The 22,962-nt window shown below is 46.7% G+C and carries 10 protein-coding genes and 1 pseudogene; 1 reads left to right on the forward strand and 10 read right to left on the reverse strand.

Annotated elements, in window-relative coordinates; translation table 11 throughout:
* Positions 1-112: 112 nt before the first annotated feature.
* From AC0L66_RS10195 to AC0L66_RS10230, 8 genes and pseudogenes are all read right to left on the reverse strand, one after another.
* Positions 113-2,167 (reverse strand): Ig-like domain-containing protein, encoded by a 2,055-nt coding sequence (locus AC0L66_RS10195; RefSeq protein WP_473567151.1) that lies wholly within the window; start codon positions 2,165-2,167, stop codon positions 113-115.
* Positions 2,145-12,974 carry a VCBS domain-containing protein gene (locus AC0L66_RS10200; RefSeq protein ID WP_473567153.1) on the reverse strand — a complete coding sequence of 3,610 codons (10,830 nt, stop codon included), beginning with the start codon at positions 12,972-12,974 and terminating at the stop codon, positions 2,145-2,147. The genes AC0L66_RS10195 and AC0L66_RS10200 overlap by 23 nt, the downstream gene beginning before the upstream one ends.
* Positions 12,975-13,041: 67 nt before the next feature.
* Positions 13,042-13,887 (reverse strand): VCBS domain-containing protein, encoded by an 846-nt coding sequence (locus AC0L66_RS10205; RefSeq protein WP_473567154.1) that lies wholly within the window; start codon positions 13,885-13,887, stop codon positions 13,042-13,044.
* Between the two features lie 100 nt (positions 13,888-13,987).
* Positions 13,988-14,455 carry an ATP-binding cassette domain-containing protein gene (locus AC0L66_RS10210; protein ID WP_473567156.1) on the reverse strand — a complete coding sequence of 156 codons (468 nt, stop codon included), beginning with the start codon at positions 14,453-14,455 and terminating at the stop codon, positions 13,988-13,990.
* On the reverse strand, positions 14,424-14,990 hold the full coding sequence (locus AC0L66_RS10215; protein WP_473569224.1) for an ATP-binding cassette domain-containing protein: 567 nt from the start codon (positions 14,988-14,990) through the stop codon (positions 14,424-14,426). Before AC0L66_RS10215 ends, AC0L66_RS10210 begins: the two co-directional genes overlap by 32 nt.
* Positions 14,973-15,775: pseudogene (locus AC0L66_RS10220) on the reverse strand (ABC transporter transmembrane domain-containing protein); the annotation flags it as partial. The pseudogene AC0L66_RS10220 and the gene AC0L66_RS10215, both read right to left, overlap by 18 nt.
* The gene (locus AC0L66_RS10225) at positions 15,769-17,532 is read right to left on the reverse strand and encodes an ABC transporter ATP-binding protein (RefSeq protein WP_265675665.1); all 1,764 of its coding nucleotides are present in this window, start codon (positions 17,530-17,532) and stop codon (positions 15,769-15,771) included. The gene AC0L66_RS10225 and the pseudogene AC0L66_RS10220, both read right to left, overlap by 7 nt.
* Before the next feature lie 202 nt (positions 17,533-17,734).
* The gene (locus AC0L66_RS10230) at positions 17,735-18,598 is read right to left on the reverse strand and encodes a LysR family transcriptional regulator (RefSeq protein ID WP_265675664.1); all 864 of its coding nucleotides are present in this window, start codon (positions 18,596-18,598) and stop codon (positions 17,735-17,737) included.
* A gap of 155 nt (positions 18,599-18,753) precedes the next feature.
* Here AC0L66_RS10230 and AC0L66_RS10235 point away from each other — a divergent pair, with 155 nt between their 5' ends.
* Entirely contained in the window at positions 18,754-20,013 is a 1,260-nt protein-coding gene (locus tag AC0L66_RS10235) for an adenylosuccinate synthase (protein ID WP_473567158.1), read from the forward strand.
* A 110-nt stretch (positions 20,014-20,123) separates the two neighbouring features.
* On the opposite strand, the gene AC0L66_RS10240 is transcribed toward AC0L66_RS10235, so the two are convergent.
* On the reverse strand, positions 20,124-21,377 hold the full coding sequence (locus tag AC0L66_RS10240) for a DEAD/DEAH box helicase (protein ID WP_265675662.1): 1,254 nt from the start codon (positions 21,375-21,377) through the stop codon (positions 20,124-20,126).
* Between the two features lie 136 nt (positions 21,378-21,513).
* The gene (locus AC0L66_RS10245) at positions 21,514-22,947 is read right to left on the reverse strand and encodes a DUF4832 domain-containing protein (RefSeq protein WP_473567160.1); all 1,434 of its coding nucleotides are present in this window, start codon (positions 22,945-22,947) and stop codon (positions 21,514-21,516) included.
* Positions 22,948-22,962 lie beyond the last annotated feature (15 nt).

Below are 22,962 nucleotides of genomic sequence, written 5' to 3' on the forward strand. Positions count from 1 at the left end.
GCTATCTTAATCAAACCAGACCAATAACCTTGATTAAGACAAACAAAAATGCCCTTATTCATTAAGGGCATTTTTATTATGGCTAATTATTGAAATTCGCGATTTGTTGATATTAGCTATTGAGATCATCCGGTAATGTCGGGTCATCGTGCAGATGATCCGTATCTGCATCATGAAGGTGCTCCACACCAGAGTGGACATCGTGATGAGAATCAGCATGACCAGTGTCGACCTTATTCTGTTCATCATCATTAAGAACCACATCTATATCATCAGGCAACGCCGTCTGAACGCCGGGAGAGGTATTTTGATGATGCTCATTGCTAATACCCAACTTATCCATGTAGTGATGAACAGAATCAGGCTGATGATGTGAGTCATCCTCAACCATGCCCTTATGAATACCCAACTCCGACATGATCGTCATACTATCGAACACCGTGTTCTCTGAATCTTGCATAGGTTCATCCGCCAATACATGGGGAGCGGGTGGTGGCGGTGGCGGATTATGAGAGATGACGGGCGTTACTGTCATGTCTAACACCTCCGATCCTAACGTTAACTTACCACTATGACCGGGTCCATGACTTAAAATACTCACTTGGACATGCAGTAATACGTCATCTTGATGAGAGCCCTGAAGGGCGATTTCAAAATGATCAGCATGCACGCCAACATTCTGGGCTGAACCATGGGGGCCAGTGTGAACATTAGCATGTTCCTGATAACTCAAATCCCCTGTTTTCGGGTCTATCGACAAGGTTCCCCATTGACTGGTATAAGTCGTGTGATAATGCCCGTTTACGAGGATCTTCCATCCTTGTTGCGCGGTTGGCACGGGTTGGGAAGTCGGCATTAATACAGGCGCCCCGAGAGAGGCACTAATGTGATGGCTTCCTGATGGGGCTGTCACCACTATCGGCTCTGGTTTCGCTCCAGCGGCAACATTAATCGCTGAGTTTACGTTCCCATGTTCATCGGTCATCACGGCTTTAACGACGCTATTCGGTGCCACTTCTACATTGACACCATGCTGAATAGATTGCGCATCTAATACATGATCCACACCATTAACGTTAAGGTGTTCACCCACTTTTGCATCTGATGCCGCGTGGATAGTGGCGGTAATCGTACCAGCAGCGCCATGCGCGATTTCCGCTTTACTATACAGGTTATCGGCCCCCGGATTTTCAAAGCTGATGGTTGGACTGCCTACACTTGTATCAACATCATAGTGATGTTCCAACGACGTCGTCGCCGTATTACCCGCCGCATCCGTTGTTGAAATGCTCACGTTAAGTTTCGAAACCTTTTCCAACTCCGCGCCAGGTACATCAATACTATAATGTCCCGTTGCATCTATTTGGCCAGTGTAGCTATGCCTTCCAACCGACAAGGTGACAATGTCACCTTGATGAGCGTCACCAGACGATAAGCCAGTGATGGCAATAACAGACTGTGACTCGGAAGCGCTAATAACGTTGTCACGGGTCACCGTATCCACCGAAATCGTTGGGGCAGGTGCATGAGTATCGATAGTGATGGCAAACCGCGAAGACATCACGGGGACGACACTGCCCGGCGCCAACGCTATCGCACTGATGTTATGCACTCCGTTACTCAGTAAAGAGCTATCAACCTGATAGTGACCATGGGCATCCGAATAACCACTCCCCACCACTTTGGAACCGTCATAAATATTGACTTTGGAGAAAGGAATATCGGTATGGCCGCTGATGGTAGGCGTCTCGTCGTTGGTTAAATTATCACTATGCGAACGGCCGCTATCGCTGGTGGAGGCAAGATCAACCGTGACATGATTCGTGACTTGATGCGCGGCAAGCAACATGTTTGGCATGCTATGCGTGACGGTTGGTTGTGAATTGATATGCGTTGCAACGCTAGGCGCTTGACCCGACACCACTGGGGCCGTTACCGTTCCATCCACATTAAAGGTAACGAATAAAGAAGCGCTCTCCCCAGCCTTATCCGTCACTGTAACTTCAAAGGTATCTTGGCCAGTATAGTGACCCGTCCCTTGGTCATAGCGCATACCCGTAATCTGCCCATTCGGCACATATTGATAGACACCGCTATCTGGATCAACGGTTAGCGTACCAAAATTGCCCGCCGAAAGGCCGACACTAAACTGGTGCGTGTCGCCCACATCCACATCCGTTTGAGTGACCACGCCGAGTAAGTGGTGTGACGGGTGCTAAGTGAATAGCCGGAGCATCATTTACGGAAGTAATGGTTAATTGAGCATGCTGTTCTGATGAATCCGAATGACCGTCATTCGCAGTATAACTAAAAGTGGCTGAGCCATTATAGTTAGCCACTGGCCTAAAAATCAGTCTAGCCACATCAGCGGCCAAAATAGCGCTACCATCGGTTATTACGTGACCATCCAAAATGAGATGACCATGCGAAGCGTCCGGTGTATGAGTAATAGTAATAGAATGAAGCGCATCTGAGTCACGGTCCGTATAGCCAAAGTCTGAAGCAGAAATGATAAGATCGGTATCTTCATTAAAGCTTGCCGACAGTGCGGTTACCGTCGGCTGATGATTCGCATCAATCGAAATATGAAGGGTGCGTTGTGTTTGTATATTTTGGCTATCGGTCGTATCGACCACGCGATACCACATAGCCGGAACGCTGCCCGTAAATGTCGGTTCCGGCGTAAATGTGTAATCGCCATTGGCTTCAATACTCAATGTGCCAACATTAACAATGGTATGTGACTGACCAGGAAGAAGTTCATGGTAACGTCCCCCTTCCTTATACTGAATATCATGAAGCGTTAAATGGGCACCATCATCCGCGTCCGTCGCACCCGACAACACATTGCCATTAATTGGCCCAGAGAACTGGTTGGCACGTGGAGAAAAGTTATGAATGATAGGGGCATCGCTCGTACCGATCACTTCCACTAATCCATGTTGATGAGAAACAGGCGCACCGCTACCCGCGCCTTCCACTAGATCATAGTTAATATAGATCGATTGTTTCACCCCTGTCGCTAGGTGGTCATAGTGGCTACCCGATACATCAACTTGGAGTGTGTGGCCATCAGCTGCGAGCGAGAAGCCCGCTGGCGGTGTATGAGTGAAATGAACCCCATCTGCTGAGTATTGGATGCCTTGTATTGCCTGAGCTTTAATCCCTGCAAATAAATCTAAACTATGTTGACCGTCGCCTTCATTTACCGTGAGTGTTGGTAAATCATCATGACCATGTACGTTAACGGTAATGGTCTTTGATGCCGTACCGTCAGGGGATTGCACAGTGAAATGGTCAGTAACGGTCTGCCCTACATGCAACGCATTGGTCGCTGTTAGTTGGTTGTCCAGTGTGTAAGACCAGTCGCCGTTGCCATCCAGCGTTAAGTGACCATAGGTCCCAGCCAACTGGTGGAGCGGTAAAAACTGATCTTCACCACTATCGACATCCACTAACTGTAAATGCCCCATTAACGTAGACGTTACCGAGTCTTCGGTTAAATCATAACTAAGAGACGACGTCGCATGTCCATCTATGGAGGCACCATCATTGCTGCCATGAACGTCAACAGTGACGATTTGTTGTACCGCAATACCGGAACGATCGGTCGCAGTAACAACAAACGCGTCCTGAACGGTAATGCCATGAGCCAATTGTTGAACGCTTGGACTAGCATCATTAAGTTGATAGTGCCACTGACCATGTTGATCAATCGTTAAGCTGCCATAGGCACTGGTCTGTGAGGCCGTACTCCAAACGATAGTGTCACCCGTATCTGGATCGGTCGATGTTAAAATACCCTGTACCGATGCCGTTCCAATACCAACACCTTGAGCATCTATACCTTGCTCAACTACCGAACCTGAGATGTCCCCTTGAATCACTGGCAAGTCATTCACCGCTTGCAGAAAGACGGAAGCATGGGCGGGCGTACTGCCACCGTGACGCTCCACCACATCATAATCAAAGTTAACAACGCCGTTATAATCCGTCTCTGGGGTGAAGGTGAAAGACCCATCAGGATTGGTTGTGATCTTACCGTGGTCAGTGATTAAATTAGCGACACGTAGCCATCCACGGTCATTAATATCAACATTAGCAGCATGGGCAAGTAGATCCGCAGGCGATAGATGAATTGTTTTATCTTCTGTTCCCGGACTCAAGATGACATCCGTGGTGACCGTTGGGTTATCGTTATGCCCATGCACCACCACAGCCACTTTCTTACTCACATGACTACCATCACTTGATACCGCTTCGACATTAAAATACTCCCACCTCTCATCACCCGCACCGAGTGTTGTCGCTAAGCCTTGATCGACCGAATAGTGCCAATGACCGGAAGCATCAACATGGAACGTCCCATAGCTTCCCGATGTCCCGGCAGCTGGCGTTGCCGTCCAATGTACTTGGTCGTGTATGTCCGCATCATGCGCATTGAGCTGACCACTGACGGACGCGCCCGTTTGAGCATTCTCCGTCACATGCCCCAGCTCACTGGTCGAGTCGATCACCACTCCATCTTCGGTGCCTTTAACTTCAACCTGAATGGGGAATTCTGTGCCGTCTTTTGCAATCAACTTAATGGATTCGTGAATGGACTCACCACCTTTTAGGCCTTGAACATCACTATTGTTGTTGTCACCAATATAACTCCATGCATGCTCACCCTTGTGGGGACCACTTGTGATGGTATGAAACTGGAACGTACCATAAGGCGTCGTCACATCGAGATCGTGGCCAAGATCCCATATGTATTGCTTGCCTGAAAATTCCACCGTCACCTGGTTATTCGTACTATCAACATCGGTTATCTGTAGCGCCTGCCAATCAACCGCATCAAGTATGTTGACATGGGTACTCATTGAGGTCGCGACATCTTCTGTTGCTACACCATGATGTATACCCGTGAATTCGGTTCTATCATCGACAGGCGTTAATGTTAATGAGGCATCGGTGTGAGTCGACGCACCATGGTTATCAGTAACGTCATAAGTAAACTTCACCGCTCCGTTGTAGTTTTTCTTGGGAACAAAGGTAAACGTCCCATCATGATTGTCGGTGACCACACCGTGATCCACCTGTAAACCTGTCACGCTAAGTCTATCGTAATCATCCACATCGGTAGCGTGAGCTAATAAGGCGGCACTGCGTAACACGATTACTTGGTCCTCATGACCAGACGTAAGGGAAATTGAACTGGTGACGGTAGGCGCGTCGTTTTGTGGAATAATGCTTAATCGCAAATTTTGGATAGTGAACAACCCTTCACTATCGGTGACTTTAACGGCAACAATCACGTGTTCATCACGCCCGGATGACAACGAATTGTGTTGATAAGCTTTATCGGATGGGTCGAATGTATAACGCCCATCAGAATGTAACGTAAAGCCAGCCGTCGCCCCCATTGCACTATACGTTAACGTTTGTTGGTCGCCGAGATCTGGGTCGATGCCATACAGCGTACCATGCAGCACTTTTGCATCTTCAAACATATAATGATGCAAACTTGCTTGAGCAATGGTTGGTTTGTCGCTTGTTCCCTGAATCGTAAACTCAACTTGCTTCGTTGTGCCATCAGCACTTTTAATGGTAAATAAGTCTTTAATAACCTCACCATCTCTTAAGTGGTCAACGTTGTAGTTACTCACATTATAGAAATAGTGACCGCCTTTATTGACCTGAAGCGTTCCCCCTAACGTCCCTTTATAAAAAGCATTCATACCAAGATAAGTCGTCGCGAAAAAGGACTCTGACACACCATCCGGATCGGTCACATGAAAATTCCCTTCTGAATGAAGGTTGGTGGAACCAAGCTGGACATGATCTTCTTTGAGTGTATCTCCTACTGCCGTAATCTGAGCGGCATCCGAAACCGCTGCGATTTGGACAGATGCACCCGTTGAAGTCACTCCGCCATGCGCATCTATTACGTCGTAACTAAAATGAACCTGTCCGTTGTAATCTTTGCCGGGTGTAAACGTAAATGTCCCATCGTGATTATCTTGAAGTGAGCCATTATCGGCATGTAAATGAGTAATAGATAATTTACCCGCATCATTTTCATCAACATCAATGCTATGACTTAGCAAATCCGCGACACTAATAATTTGCGACGTATCTTCAATACCAGGGGTTAACGTCACTTCTGACGTGCAATATGGTCTATCGTTATCACCATGTATCGTCACAACAATTGTATGCGTCGTTCCATCTAGCGCTTTAACGACAATCGAATCAGTAAACTGCTGCCCTTCACCAAGGTGGTCAATTTTTCGACCTACCGCATCTTGCCCTGCTGAAATAAAGTACGACCAACTTCCGTCTTTTTGCAGGATAAGCTGACCATACTGACCGCTATATTGACCAAGATTACGTGTATCGAATTCACTTTGTCCTTGGTCAGCATCCGTAATCGTAAGCTTACCATCAATGTGAATGTCGTCATTCCAGAGCTTCGCAATGTTGCCATGAGCATAGTCAGGCGAGCGATCAGTGTAATCAAACCCTGCATTTTTATAGCCATGATTTTCGTGTAAATCACCCGTATCAGAGCCAGAAATAACAGCCGCGTCATTGCTGCCAGTAATCTTGATAACTAAATTCTCTGTCGCGGTAGCGCCGTGCTCATCGGTGAGTGTGACGGGAATAGTAAGGGTATCGAGTTCACCTGACTTTAGGTGTTGGTATGCTTGATTCGATGGGTCAAACGTATACGACCCATCTTTATTAAACGTAAGCCCGGCGACAGAGTTCGCAATGGAATAACGGAGTGTCGCATCATGGTCAATATCTGTCCCTTGCATTTGTCCACTTAAAGCCAACCCATCCTCGGTGACAGTCTGAGTTTGGGCTCTCAGAACTGGTGCATCATTGGTACCGTGGATATTGACTTCAATCGTAAAGGTCGTGCCATCTTTCGCTCGAACCACGCACTCATCCGTAATCACTTCACCTTCTTTAAGTGCTTGAACCAAAGGCTGATGATCGCGAATTGTATATGTATATTCGCCATTTCGCAGAAGAAGAACATGCCCACCTAGCTTGGTGTCGTAACCAATCCCTTGATAGGTTTGACTGCCAAGGTTGATGTCAAAATAGCCTTCCCCTGCATCAGGATCAGTGATAGTTAAGCGCCCGTCGAAATGCAAATTATCGTGTGTATCAATATAACTGCGATCCTCTGTCACGCCACTTTGACGGTGATCAATTGCAGCATATCCAATTTGGGCATTATCTGCGACTGGTGCCAATGCCACATTCGCACTCGCCGCCGTGCTTCCACCATGCACGTCTTGCACATCGTACTTAAACTCAACGTGTCCGTTATAATCTTTTTCTGGCGTAAACGTAAACGTACCATTGCGATTATCAACCACGGTTCCGGCGGATGTCCCATCAGCTTTCAATGCTTGTACATGCGCAGGATGAAGTTGCCCTATGTCGTTGGCATCCGTATCGCTTGCATTGGCAATCAGGCTCGATGCGTGAATAACATAAGGGTTATCTTCATGGCCTTGCGGTAAGGTCACTGCCGATGAAACATCAGGGTTATCATTAGTGCCATGCACGGTAACCGAAATGACCTTATGCGCAGAGCCATCTTTAGATTCAACCGTGATCTGCTCAGTAAAGCTCTCTCCGGCGCCTAATGTTTGAACAGCAGCAAGGCTATTGTCTATGTGGTATTGCCACATCCCTCCTTCAGTGATGAGGAATGTACCACCCTTTGATGTTGTAATGGTTTGAGGTTTGAGGGCGTTATCGTCATGATCAGGGTCAATAACGCTAAGGTGACCAGTTTGGAATAACTCGGTTGGATACGCTGGAGATGTGAGATGGTCTTCATCAATTGCGTTATTTAAAGTCCCCATGTCGACAATAATACGAGCACTGTCTTCTTCACCATGAATCGTCACCGTGACCGGTTTCGTTTGTCCATCTGCCGTCTTGATTTGGAATGTCTCAGTTATTGATTCGCCCGCTTTAAGGGCCGCGACCGTTTTTTGCGCATTCGTCCCTTTAACGTAGTTACCCTGAAGAAAGTAATCGTAGGTGCCATCCGATTGCAACGCGAACACACCTAGTCTTGAACTGGCTTGATAGCCACCATCGATAAACGCAGGATGATCACTCGTATCCACATCAGTGAGTTGTAATTTTCCTGATACATGACTCACAGACCTGAAGGTTTGCTCTGCTGTATGTTCTTGGATATTAATGGCACTAGACGCTAAGTTCGCTTTATCGTCAGTGCCTACTATATCAACAATCGTACTTTGTGGTGTACTTGCCCCGTGACTGTCGGAGACGTGATATAGCAGTTCAAAAGTGGATGTTTCACCCTGCGCTAAATGTTGAAATCGTTGACTGGATGGATCAATTTTCAGATGCCCGTTCACAATGCTAAACCCGGAAGGCAACCCCGAAATCTGACCATCAATTTTAACTTGAAATTGATTCCCTACACTCAACGTATCGCCTTCTATATCTTGCGATCCGGTCAGTAAGTTAATATCTAGGTGTGTTAATTGATCTTCGGTAAATTGACGGTGTATCTGTTGGACAGTTGGCGCATCGTTGGTACCAGAAACCGTGATGACAAGCTCTTGTTGATCGGTTCCACCTGCCGTATCTGTGACGGTTACCATCGTTCTAACGACTTGGCTGCTCCCTTCTCCAAGATGCTGATACGAGGCGTGGCTTGGATCAAAGGTGTAACTACCATCGGTATTAAACGTTAACCCATCAATTGGATGAGAAGTGGTGAACGTGAGTAAGTCGTGGTCAACATCCGTCGCAACCATTTGGCCGTTAAATACCGCTCCGTCTTCTTTGAGGGTTTGTGACTGGCCAATCATGGTTGGCAAATCGTTCGTACCTTCAATGGTGAATTTCAATTCTTCTCGATGAGAGCCGCCCGCGCTATCAGTGACCGTCACCGTGGTGGTCACGACTTGCGTATCCCCTTTCGCAAGGTGCTGATAGGACGTATGGCTTGGATCGAACGTGTAGCTGCCATCGGCATTAAACGTTAGCCCGTCAATTGGGTGGGAAGTTTTAAAGGTCAGTAAATCATGGTCAACATCCGTCGCAACCATCTGGCCGTTAAACACCGCTCCGTCTTCTTTGAGGGTTTGAGATTGGCCACTCATGGTCGGCAAATCGTTCGTACCTTCAATGGTGAATTTCAATTCTTCTCGATGAGAGCCACCCGCGCTGTCGGTAACCGTCACCGTGGTGGTCACCACTTGCGTATCCCCTTTCGCAAGGTGCTGATAGGACGAATGGCTTGGATCAAAGGTGTAACTACCATCGGTATTAAAGGTTAGCCCGTCAATTGGATGGGAAGTTCTAAAGGTCAGTAAGTCGTGGTCAATATCCGTCGCGACCATCTGGCCGTTAAACACCACTCCGTCTTCTTTGAGGGTTTGAGATTGACCAGTCATGGTCGGCAAATCATTCGTACCTTCAATGGTGAATTTCAATTCTTCATCGTGAATACCGCCCGCGCTGTCAGTGACTGTGACAGTCGTCGTTACGACTTGTGTATCCCCCTTCGATAAGTGCTGATACGAGGCATGGCTTGGGTCGAACGTGTAACTGCCATCGGTATTAAAGGTTAGCCCATCAATGGGATGAGAAGCTTTGAAGGTCAGTAAGTCATGGTCAACATCCGTTGCAACCATTTGGCCGTTAAACACCGCCCCGTCTTCTTTGAGGGTTTGAGACTGACCAGTCATGGTCGGCAAATCGTTACTGCCTTGAATGATGAACTTCAATTCTTCTCGATGAGTACCACCCGCGCTGTCGGTGACCGTCACCGTGGTGGTCACCACTTGCGTATCCCCTTTCGCGAGGTGCTGATAGGACGTATGACTTGGATCAAAGGTGTAACTACCATCGGTATTAAACGTTAACCCGTCAATGGGATGAGAAGTGTTGAACCTGAGTAAGTCGTGGTCAACATCCGTCGCAACCATTTGGCCGTTAAATACCGCCCCGTCTTCTTTGACGGTTTGTGATTGGCCACTCATGGTCGGCAAATCGTTCGTACCTTCAATGGTGAATTTCAATTCTTCATCGTGAATACCGCCCGCGCTGTCAGTGACTGTGACAGTCGTCGTTACGACTTGTGTATCCCCCTTCGATAAGTGCTGATACGAGGCATGGCTTGGGTCGAACGTGTAACTGCCATCGGTATTAAAGGTTAGCCCATCAATGGGATGAGAAGCTTTGAAGGTCAGTAAGTCATGGTCAACATCCGTTGCAACCATTTGGCCGTTAAACACCGCCCCGTCTTCTTTGAGGGTTTGAGACTGACCAGTCATGGTCGGCAAATCGTTACTGCCTTGAATGATGAACTTCAATTCTTCTCGATGAGTACCACCCGCGCTGTCGGTGACCGTCACCGTGGTGGTCACCACTTGCGTATCCCCTTTCGCAAGGTGCTGATAGGACGTATGGCTTGGATCGAACGTGTAGCTGCCATCGGTATTAAACGTTAACCCGTCAATAGGATGGGAAGTGGTGAAGGTCAGTAAATCATGGTCAACATCCGTCGCAACCATTTGGCCGTTAAATACCGCCCCGTCTTCTTTGAGGGTTTGTGATTGGCCACTCATGGTCGGCAAATCATTCGTACCTTGAATGGTGAATTTCAATTCTTCATCGTGAGTACCGCCCGCGCTGTCAGTGACTGTGACAGTCGTCGTTACGACTTGTGTATCCCCCTTCGATAAGTGCTGATACGAGGCGTGGCTTGGATCGAACGTGTAACTACCATCGGTATTAAACGTTAACCCATCAATTGGATGAGAAGTGGTGAACGTGAGTAAGTCGTGGTCAACATCCGTCGCAACCATTTGGCCGTTAAACACCGCCCCGTCTTCTTTGAGGGTTTGAGATTGACCAGTCATGGTCGGCAAATCATTCGTACCTTGAATGGTGAATTTCAATTCTTCATCGTGAGTACCGCCCGCGCTGTCAGTGACTGTGACAGTCGTCGTTACGACTTGTGTATCCCCCTTCGATAAGTGCTGATACGAGGCGTGGCTTGGATCAAAGGTGTAACTACCATCGGTATTAAACGTTAACCCATCAATTGGATGAGAAGTGGTGAACGTGAGTAAGTCGTGGTCAACATCCGTCGCAACCATTTGGCCGTTAAATACCGCCCCGTCTTCTTTGAGGGTTTGAGATTGGCCACTCATGGTCGGCAAATCGTTCATACCTTCAATGGTGAATTTCAATTCTTCTCGATGAGAGCCGCCCGCGCTATCAGTGACCGTCACCGTGGTGGTCACGACTTGCGTATCCCCTTTCGCAAGGTGCTGATAGGACGTATGGCTTGGATCGAACGTGTAGCTGCCATCGGCATTAAACGTTAGCCCGTCAATTGGGTGGGAAGTTTTAAAGGTCAGTAAATCATGGTCAATATCCGTCGCAACCATCTGGCCGTTAAATACCGCCCCGTCTTCTTTGAGTGTTTGTGATTGGCCACTCATGGTCGGCAAATCGTTCGTACCTTCAATGGTGAATTTCAATTCTTCTCGATGAGAGCCGCCCGCGCTATCAGTGACCGTCACCGTGGTGGTCACGACTTGCGTATCTCCCTTTGATAAGTACTGATACGAAGCGTGGCTCGGATCAAAGGTGTAACTGCCATCGGTATTAAACGTTAACCCGTCAATAGGATGAGAAGTGGTGAACGTCAGTAAGTCATGGTCAACATCCGTTGCAACCATTTGGCCGTTAAACACCGCCCCGTCTTCTTTGAGGGTTTGAGACTGACCGGTCATGGTCGGCAAATCGTTACTGCCTTGAATGGTGAACTTCAATTCTTCTCGATGAGTACCACCCGCGCTGTCGGTGACCGTCACCGTGGTGGTCACCACTTGCGTATCCCCTTTCGCAAGGTGCTGATAGGACGAATGGCTTGGATCAAAGGTGTAACTACCATCGGTATTAAAGGTTAGCCCGTCAATTGGATGGGAAGTTCTAAAGGTCAGTAAGTCGTGGTCAATATCCGTCGCGACCATCTGGCCGTTAAACACCACTCCGTCTTCTTTGAGGGTTTGAGATTGGCCACTCATGGTCGGCAGGTCGTTCGTACCTTCAATGGTGAATTTCAATTCTTCATCGTGAGTCCCACCTGCGCTGTCGGTGACCGTCACCGTGGTGGTCACCACTTGCGTATCCCCTTTCGCGAGGTGCTGATAGGACGTATGACTTGGATCAAAGGTGTAGCTGCCATCGGCATTAAACGTTAGCCCGTCAATGGGATGAGAAGTGGTGAACGTGAGTAAGTCGTGGTCAACATCGGTGGCAACCATTTGGCCGTTAAACACCGCCCCGTCTTCTTTGACGGTTTGTGACTGGCCAATCATATGAGGCAGGTCGTTGACACCATCGATCTCGACATGTATTTGATGTGTCGTTCCATCTACCGACGAAACCGTAAACGCCTCTCTAAGCTCATCTCCCTTACCCATTTGCTGGATAATCGATTGCTGATTGCTTGCCTCAAAGTACCAATGTCCATTGCTATCTATCGTCAAATTACCATATTGACCGACCAGTAACTGCGGCAAAAAATGAGCCTCTCCTTTATCGGCATCGACAACATGTAGATCGCCAGTCGTCTTCAAACTGCCATTAATAACGTTGAGATCTTCAACCACATTCCCAGAATCGATACCAGAAATAACGGCATTATCATCACGACCACCAATGACGATTTGGATTTGCTGGCTTGTGTGGTCTGCGGTGTGAATCGTGATAACTTCGGTTAACTGTTGTTTCGAGTTTAACTGCTGAACAGCGCCCAAACTATTATCAACTTGATAGCGCCAATGGCCATGCTCATCAATGGTGAGCGCCCCAAATTGTCCATTAACTACTTCTGCAATAGTATGGGACTCCCCATGATCGGCATCCTGCACGAACACTTGGCCATTAACCGTTAGCAAACCCGCAGCATTAACGTTAACGTCTTCCTTTAATTGGCCTGTAATTTGCCCCGTAACCTGAGCAACATCATTGGTGCTTGGTGATTTTAATTACAAAATTCGCATGCGATTGAAGACCGGACGAATCCGTGACAGTCACAGGGACCGTTAAATGATCGACTTCCCCCTCTTTTAAGCTTTGATAGGCGTTGTTACTTGGGTCAAACGTAAAAGAACCATCCGGATTGAGAGTAAAACCATCTACCATTACTGCGCTGGTAAAACGGATCGTCTCTCCTACGTTTTTGTCTGTCGCTGATAACTGTCCATGCAGTAAGTGGTCATCTTCTTTTATCGAGATGTTTTGGTTTTGAATGTCTGGTTTAACAAACACAGGTTGATAAGTGGAATTCGAATGTTGTGCATGTGTATTATCGGATGGCGTCATCACCAGAGGTGTGACTTGCGAGTTCGATAATGAAGTAGACGTCGTTCCGGTGCGAGTGAGCAAACTGGCGTGCGTCGACACATGCATTGGATAATGGTGGAGTTCGAGTCTCCGGCTTGGCAGAGCTACGCCCTCCTTGTCCACTGACGCTTGCGTTTCAGAGGTGGCGACTTCTGATGACGATAAGTCAACACTTCGTTCCGTCTGGCTCAACGAAACCTTGTCAGCGTTGTTATCCACTTTTGCATTTGAACGTTCACTGTCTGACTCCAGGTCAACGTTCGCGCTCGCGTGATGACTCGCTAAAGACGGTAAAATAAGGCTCAGTGCTGGAGGAAGACTAACCTGATAACGTAACGTACTAAAAAGGCGACGTTTTTTCTTCCGTTGCGGTAGCTTATCATGGCGAGGGGACGCAGACGAACGTGAGCCCGTTAATTCCGTTTTATCTTGACTATTGGCGAGTTCGTTTCTCTTATCCGTCATTCTTCCAATCCTAACTTCAAAACCTTCCATTAAGTTAAGGATATAGAAAGCAATTTTGCTAATTATTCTCGCTGTTTTATCTTAAACTCCAACATCAATGCTAACGAACGATTAGGCACTCAGATTCTTGGGGGACCACAATCGATTCATTCAATAAACCTGCGTAGATGCCATTAAGAGCCACCAACTCACGATGATTACCTTGCTCAGCAATCTGCCCCTGCTCTAACACCAGAATCTTGTCCGAATGTCTGATAGTACTTAAACGGTGCGCGATGGCGATAACCGTCTTTTCTTTAAACAAACGTTGCATCGCTTTTTGGATGAGATCTTCCGTAATCGAGTCTACCGAGCTGGTCGCTTCATCTAACATCATCACCTGCCCGCCTTGCGCAATCGCGCGTGCGAACGAGACCAACTGAGTTTGTCCTACCGACAGATTTGAACCGTTTTTGTCGAGCATAAAATCATAGCTATTGGGAAGTTGTGCGATAAACTTGTCGGCATAGACATATTGTGCGGCCTGCTCTACTTGCTCACGACAAATACTCGGTTTTGCCCAACGCAATGTTAAACTGAATACTCTCTTCAAATAAATGGACATCTTGCATCATCATTGAAAAAAGATGCGCAGTGTCATCTGCAGAAATCTTCGATAATTCAATACCATTTAATAAGATGCTGCCTTCATAATCTTGATAGGTTTTCGATATCAAGCGCATGATCGTTGATTTACCCGAACCCGTTGCCCCCACTAGCGCAATCTGGTGTCCTTTTTCCAACACAAACGATACATTTTTCAACACGTACGGCGAGTCTGGTTTATAGCGAAAACTGACGTTGTTAAATTCTAAACGACGGAACGTTTTCAACGGCTTCTCAACCTTATGACCGGGAAGTAAATTCCGCCCCTCCTCTTCCGTTCGCTCCGTAAAAAGCTCTTCAATATGATCAAATGCCGCGAACGAGCTTTGAATCGACGCAATTTGAGAAGTGAAATCGCGAATTGGCACAAACACTTTCTCTAACGTGTTAATAAACGCAATCAGCACGCCTAATGTCAGCGTACCTTGCAATACTTGCTCAGAACCGTACCAAATCATCAACGCAATGGTAATGGACGTTACTCCAGAGATAAAAGAAAACAAGATGGCGTCATACTTGTTGATTTTCTTTTGAGCCACTAAGAATTCATCAATATGGCCATGATATTTTTTTCCACCTGCTTTTCCGCACGATACATCTGAACCGTATCCATGCCGAACAGCACTTCTTGCAAAAACCCAATCCCTCTCGCCAGCGCTGAGCGCGTGATTTTATGCATCGCACGTAACTTGTTTCTCACTCGCACCGTCAGATACATCACAGGTGGCATCACCACCAATACAATTAACGTCAGCCTCCAATCAATGAAAAGCATCATCACGAGCAATGCGATGGTATTGATCGAGTCTTTTACCAGCCCGACAACAGACTGAACGAATGTTTCTCCGATGGTCTCTAAGTCACTAGTGAGACGGGAGAGAGTGACACCCGCAGGCGTGGTATCGAAATAGCGGCGTGGAAGCTTAAGTACTCGTTCAAATAATACCGAGCGCATGTCGGTAATCGTATGCTGGCCCGTTTTCCGAAGGTTATACGAATACGTCGTATCCACGACGTAACTCGCAATTAGCACAATGACGAGATAAGCCACATATTGCAATAAGCCACTAAGATCATTTTGACTCAGCTGTACATCAATCACTTGAATAATAAGCCATGGGAACAACAAACTCGTCATGACCGAGAGCGGAAGCATTGCGATTCCAATCATCGCGGTCTTTTTGTATTTCTTAGCAAACTTAAAAAAGTGCTTTAAATACTTTATGTCCACCCCTTTTAACATACTGAGGTCTCCGCTTCATGTTGCTGCAATAGCCAGGTTTCCTTGTAATAGGGACAGGTCGCCAACAGCGTTATGTGGTCACCTTTAGCGATAATTTTTCCTTCATTGAGTACAATAATTTCGTCCATGTATTCCAACGCATTCACTCGATGAGAGACCACTAATACAGATTGATGCGCTAAGCGTTGAAACAATGCGTCCAAAATTTTTCTCTCGGTTTCATAATCCACCGCTGAAAGCACGTTATCCATAATAATAAGATCGGCAGGTTCAAGCAGCGCGCGAGCAATGCTCAGCCTCTGCTTTTGACCACCGGAAAGCATAATTCCCTTCTCACCTACTAACGTTTGATCGCCGTTTTCAAGGCGCGCAACATCTGACGCTAGCTGACTCAACTCCAAAACTTCATCTACTTGCTGCTTTGCCACATCGGCGTGCGGACTGCCAAAACGAATGTTTTCTTCAACAGTTGCTGAAAATAAGTACGGGTCTTGAGTGACCGTTTTAACATAACGCCTTAAATCGCTGCGGGAGATGCCAGTCACATCTTTGTCGCCGAGAAAAACCGTACTTTTGGGTACATCGAGATGGTGATTCAAGCAATTCACTAATGTTGTTTTCCCTGCGCCAATACCGCCCAAAATCCCCACTTTTTTACCTGCTGGAATATCAAAACTGATGTCATCAAGCACCCTGCGGGTTTCTCCTTGATACTGAAAGCTAAGATTTCGAACAGAAAAGGTTTGTCCTTTCAGTGATTCAACGTCCGTAGCGGAAAGCTCGGATTGATCATTAGCTGGCACTTCCGCATTCAGAATAGTTTGTGCACTTTGAATCCCCACAATCCCCCGCTGATACACTGTTGCGATTCGTCCGAGTTGCATTAATGGCATCGCTAGTAGCACGGAGTAGGTCAAAAATGCGGTTATCTCACCCAGCGTCAATGCTTGATTCATCAGCATGTAGCCACCTAAACCAAGAATGAGGATCTTCATCAAGTCATTCGCGTAATCCAACACTGGCATGAAGAAAACTTGAATACGCGTAATGCGCAAGCGGCAACGCAGTAATTGTTGGTTGAGCTTCTCCATTTCTGCCGATACCCAACCAGACATCTGCTGGCTTTTAATTAAATCAACGCCCGATAAATAGCTCATCAGTTGCGCCGACAAGTTTTGTAGCCGATTCATATGCTCCATATGGAGTGCCTTCATACGGATGAAACCGACACGGAAAATCACAAACGCGATGGAAATAGGAAGAATGGAATACAATGTTAACTCTGGCGAGATCCGCCACATGTAGACAGGAGTGAGTGACAACGCGAACATGGTATTAAAAAATTGCAAGAAACCGATGCCAAATAAGAGTCGAATACCCATCACGTCATTGTTAATGATCGAAATGAGCCGTCCTGACGCAAACTTTTCGTGATAGCTATTCGGTAGGCGATTCAACTTCTCCAACAACGTATTTTTAAGCGCCGCTTCCGTCACCCTCCCTGGGTTTAACGCATACATTCTGGATAAAATACGAACCAACACCATCGCCACCGACATGCCAACCACGACGCCAACATAAGTCTGAAGTTGCTGGTGCCCAACATTACTCGCATCATCAATAAGGTCGATCGCCAACTGAATGTAGCGCGGGATTTCAACTTGAAGCCAATTAACGAGAAAAATGAAAATAATCGCGAGCGTGTACGACTTGCGATTCATACGCACATAGTGCGCGATAAACTGTCTTTTAGTCATGTAAGCTTATTTAATCATGTGCGCTGTTATGAAGAGAAATTGCCTGAGCTTGCTAACCAACACCTAGAGTCATGATGAATCGTTTGGAAAACGAAAACGGCACTTAAGCATCTCGTGTATTATTGACATATTCCATAAAAATAGCGAACCCTATCGACGTATTTTATTAATCAACCATCACTATACAAACAATATTTAGGTTCTATTTATCCACTACACTGTCGTATCCAACCCATTGTAAGAGCTGCTTGATCGCTTTGGACAAAATTTGATTTTGCCGAACAATATACCCCAGACTGGTTGTGGGAAAGTCTGGTAAAGGTGTCACTGTGGTTTGCGTATTACGCTTCGTTGATAAAGCAAATTCTGGGACAATCGCCACACCAAACCCCGCTTCAGCCCAATCAATTTGTGCGTCTACGCTCCCCACCTCCATCACTCGATAGTTTGACAAATTTAATTTTGGCAGCGCTTCATCAATCAGATCTCGCGTTCGTGTATCATGCCCAAGAAGAATAAGCGTGAGCTCGCTCTGGTCTTTAATGTGTTGTTCAAAACCATGACCAAAAGCGACCCATTTTACTTGTTGAAGCTCGACAAAATGTAAGGGTTGAGTTTGCTTCTGAGAGATAACAAATCCTAAGTCTGCCTCCGCGCTTTTAACGCGCGCTGAAGCCTGTGAAGACGTCGTATTAAGGAGAACCAGATCCATTCCAGGATAGGCCTCTTTAAACAGCTTAAACGCTTCTATCAGTAGCATCCTAGAAATAATATCACTCGCTGCAATCGTAATGGTGCCGCGATTTAAGTCATTAAGCGCTGTGAGATCGGCTTGGCAGACCTGCAATTCCTGAAGTGTCTTTTTGCTACTTTCCAACAATCGCTGGCCTGCCTGTGTTAAATGAAAAGGGTTTCTATCCAACAATTTTACGCCCGTCGTCTGTTCAAGCTGCTTCAGGTGCAAGCTTACATTGGGCTGGGTCATGTGCAATGCATTCGCAGCTTTACCGAAATGCTGGTATTCAGCGAGTACCACAAACGTTTTGAGCCAATGAATATCTAACATGTTCCGCTTCCATTGCGTGCCGTTTGGACACAGATTTAGTTTGAGGAAACGAACTCTCCCCATATGAGTTTCTTATCAAGCTAATAATTATAATTAATTTTTCTTATTCACTCTACAAGATTAAGCTGATTCCCTAATCAATTAGGAGAAGTATTATGTCGTCTATTGTTGTTGTGGGTGCTAACTGGGGTGATGAAGGTAAAGGCCGTATCGTTGACTTTTTAGCAGCAAATGCGTCTGCAAGTATTCGCTTTCAAGGCGGTAACAATGCAGGTCATACCGTCGTCAATGATTTTGGTACGTTCAAATTACACCAACTTCCAAGCGGCATTTTTAATCCTAATTGTACCGCTGTACTCGGCCCTGGCATGGTGATCAGCCCAGCCGCGCTTAGCGAAGAAATCGCCGAAGTAGAATCGGCAGGTGTGAACGTTAATCTGTGCATTTCAGATCGCGCGACACTTTGTCTTCCTCTTCACGCGCTTGAAGATACGCTAGAGGAACAACGCTTAGGTGATGCGGCTTACGGATCCACTCGGCAAGGTATTGCGCCAGCCTATGGTGACCGAGTTATGAAAAAAGGCATTCTTGTTGGTTGGCTGAAGCAACCAGACGTCCTTGAGCAGCGCCTACAATTTATGCTCGACTGGAAAATGCCTCAACTTAAAGCGCTTTACCCTAACTGTGACTACTCTCAAAGCGCAAAAGAAATCACGGAATGGTTGCTAGAAGTGACGAAATCTTGGCGTCCATTTATCTGCAACGTAACAGAGCCACTAAAAGCGCTGCAAGCCAAAGACGCAAACTTACTTTTTGAAGCTCAATTAGGGGCTGGTCGCGATTTGGTTTATGGTGAGTACCCTTGGACGACGTCCTCCAATGTGACTGCCGCTTATGCTGGTATTGGCAGTGGATTACCTGCACTACGACCAGAGCGAGTTATTGCGGTAGCCAAAGCCTTTAGCTCTTCAGTCGGCACGGGTACGCTGGTGACTGCAATGGAAGAGCAAGACAACTTCCGCGAAAGCGCGAATGAATACGGTGCTACTACTGGTCGCCCTCGCGACATGGGATTCTTTGACGCTGTCGCCACCAAAAATGGCGTGGAACTCCAAGCGGCAACGGAAATTGCACTAACCAAAATCGACTGCTTGACTGGCCTTAAGGATTTAAAAATTTGTGTCGCGTATGACGGTGAACATACGGAGAACCCAATTTGGCCTCAAACTGCTGCGCTTAAACCTGTCTATGAAAATATGCAGGGTTGGGAACAGGACATTACAGGCTGCCGTACTTTCGAGAGCTTACCTAAAGGTGCTCAAGACTATGTCACTCGTATTGAAGAACTGATGGGTGTACCCGTTCGTATGGTATCTGTTGGTCCTGAGCGTGAGCAGATGATCATTCGAGATTAGACTCCACCCGTATAGAAACGAATAAACCCGGCGATATCGCCGGGTTTATTCGTTCAATAAGCATGATTTAAGCGAAATGACGTTTACTCGCCAGTCACCTATTTACCAAACTAGCTACGCTTGTTCTTTTTCTTGCCAGTGCCAGCAGGCTTGGCCATTGGTTTGTTTAACTGAAGGTATTCTTCTTTAAACTCCTCTTCAACTTCAAAGCCAGCGACTTCTTCCCGTTCTAGACGAATTTTGTTCTTTTTCTCAATAATTTTGAAGTGATGGTAATCTTCGTAATCAATCAGTGACAATGCTAGACCCACTTCTCCAGCTCGACCGCTTCGACCAATACGGTGCATGTAGTCTGCCGGGCTTCTTGGCAAATCAAAGTTGATCACTACGGGTAATTTTTCAATATCTAAACCACGCGCGGCGATATCGGTGGCAATGAGTACTTCAATCTCACCTGCTTTAAAGGCTTCAAGTACTCGGCTACGAGCGCCCTGACCTTTGTCACCATGAAATACCTCTGCGGTAATGCCGCGTTTCGATAGCTTTTCAGCAAGGTGATTACAGGCGTTTTTAGCATTGACAAATATGAGGGCTTGTCGCCACTGGTTCTGTTGAATCAAGTGCGCAAGAACCGCTGTTTTCTCACCTCTGTTCACAGAGAATACGCGTTGTACTAAAGTGCTGGCATCGGCACTTTGCAATTGGATTTCAACTGGGTTGTTCAACAAGCCTTGAGTTAAAGTCTGAACTTGTTCAGGGAACGTTGCTGAGAACAATAAGGTTTGCTTACTCTGTGGTACGAGCGCCAACAATTTTGTGAGTTCATCGGTAAAACCAAGGCTTAGCATTCGGTCAGCTTCATCAAGCACTAGCGTTTTGACCTTATCGAGTTTAATCGCGTTGCTTGAAATGAGATCCAGTAGTCGACCTGGGGTTGCGACAAGAATATCTGTGCCACCGCGCAGCGAAAGCATTTGCGTGTTGGCCGACACCCCACCAAACACGGCAACGGTTTTGATCGCGCCATTAAAGTACACGGCATAAGAGCGAATCGTGTCCGCAACTTGTTTAGCCAGTTCACGAGTTGGGACGAGTATAAGGCCCGAGACATAATTGCCTTTCGCAGTTTTGCTCATCGACGGCTTTTCTTCATGCAATTGCTGCAATAGCGGTAAAGCAAAGGTCGCCGTTTTACCTGAGCCGGTATTGGCCCCAGCAATGAGATCACGTCCAGCTAAAACACTTGGTATCGCTTGCGCCTGAATGGGTGTTGGCTGTTGGTATTCCAGCTCAGTTAGTCGGGCTAATAGCGGTGGAATAAGGCCAAGTTCAGTAAAGTTGGCTGGGGTTGTGATAGTGCTCATTGATGTAAAGGGCTCAGGCTAAAATAATAGCCGGGTATATTAGTCTATTTCCGCCCGTAGCCGTTAATAAAATCAGAAAAAATCCCTATTTTGTCGACATACCGTCGCTATATAGCGACGACTTCTATCGTCATTCTCACTGTGATGCTTTAACAACGACTTCGCTTAAGCGATACCATCCATCCGGTTGCTGTCCCACGTTGGCGAGATTCAAAGGCTGACTATCACGGCTTTCGCTCACAGCCATTTCGACAAAATAATGACCTACCTTTATCCCTTTAGGCAACACCATGTTCACTGTGGATTGATATAACCCTGGAAGCCAAGTCTCAGTGCTTGTCGTGTCTTCTACAACAGACACCACCTCATCACTGCTATTAACTAATCGATAATACGCATAATAAGGTTGATAGGTTGGTGCCACACCATCGTTAAAAATATGAGTTTCCAGTGCGAACTCTTGCCCCGCCGACACGGAACTAGAATGACGAATCGTATCAACTCGAAAGCGATAGCCAATTTTTAGCAGTGCCTTATCTAATAAATCGCGGTACTGCTCAGGAATGGGTGTCGATTTCAAATTTAGGCTACTCGCATGCTGGCTAATTGCCCAATCGAGTGACGCTGTCACTTGATTTCGGGTGTATTGTTGCGTAGCCCACCAGCCATGCATGTCCCCACACACTTCAAAACTAACAGGCTTACGCTGCCAAGCGGTATCAAATAACGGCGTCTGCTGTTTTACTTGCTGAATACGATACGGGTAGTCATCGTTCATATGACTCCAAGTCGGGGAAAAATTATGCCAATCGCCCCAACAATCGGCACGCCACCCTGAACCTTTTTCAATCGCGTATGCGAGAGAGGAACCTCCGCTTATCAGCATTAATTTTGCAGTAGTTGGAAACGCTGAAAAATGCAGATCGACGTACTTATTTAACTGCTGATATGAATACTTACTATGCAGTGGCTCCAGTTCAGGAAAGTTGCTGTTATGCCACTCGCCCCAGGAGCCCACGATGCCAATATCAACCTGAGCAAGCCGTGAGTCATTATCGTAACGCTCTCCAAAAGCGCTGAGTAACTTTTCGACGTAGGCGATATATATTGGATCGTCAAGATTAGCCACAAAGGTTTTGCCATTTTCAACCCACTGCCCTGCAACACCTTTTTTGATAAGCCATTGTGGGATTTTTGTACCTGAAAACGGTTCATCTAGAGCCATAAAGCGCAACGCGACTCGCCGTGATTGCTTCGTGTTATTTTCCAGCAAGTCATCAATGAGAGTAAAATTGTATTCACCTTCGCGTGGCTCGAGTTCACTCCAATAATACCGGTAGTATCCCATTCCTGACACAGGGTATTGCTCTAGCGTTAAGACGGTGCCCCACCCATCGTGGAAAGTTTCAACCCCCATACCCGGATTGGTGACGGGCGTGTTAAGTCCCACGATCGATGTGACTTTCTCGAGCTCATCGACAGCGTAAGCTTGGAAAGTAACGGGGTACAATAATGATAATAAACCTAACCACCGCTTAGCGGACCATTGACCTTGTTTATTTCCTGTCATTTAACGCTCCCACTC

Source organism: Vibrio sp. GJ43-1 (genome assembly GCF_055808835.1).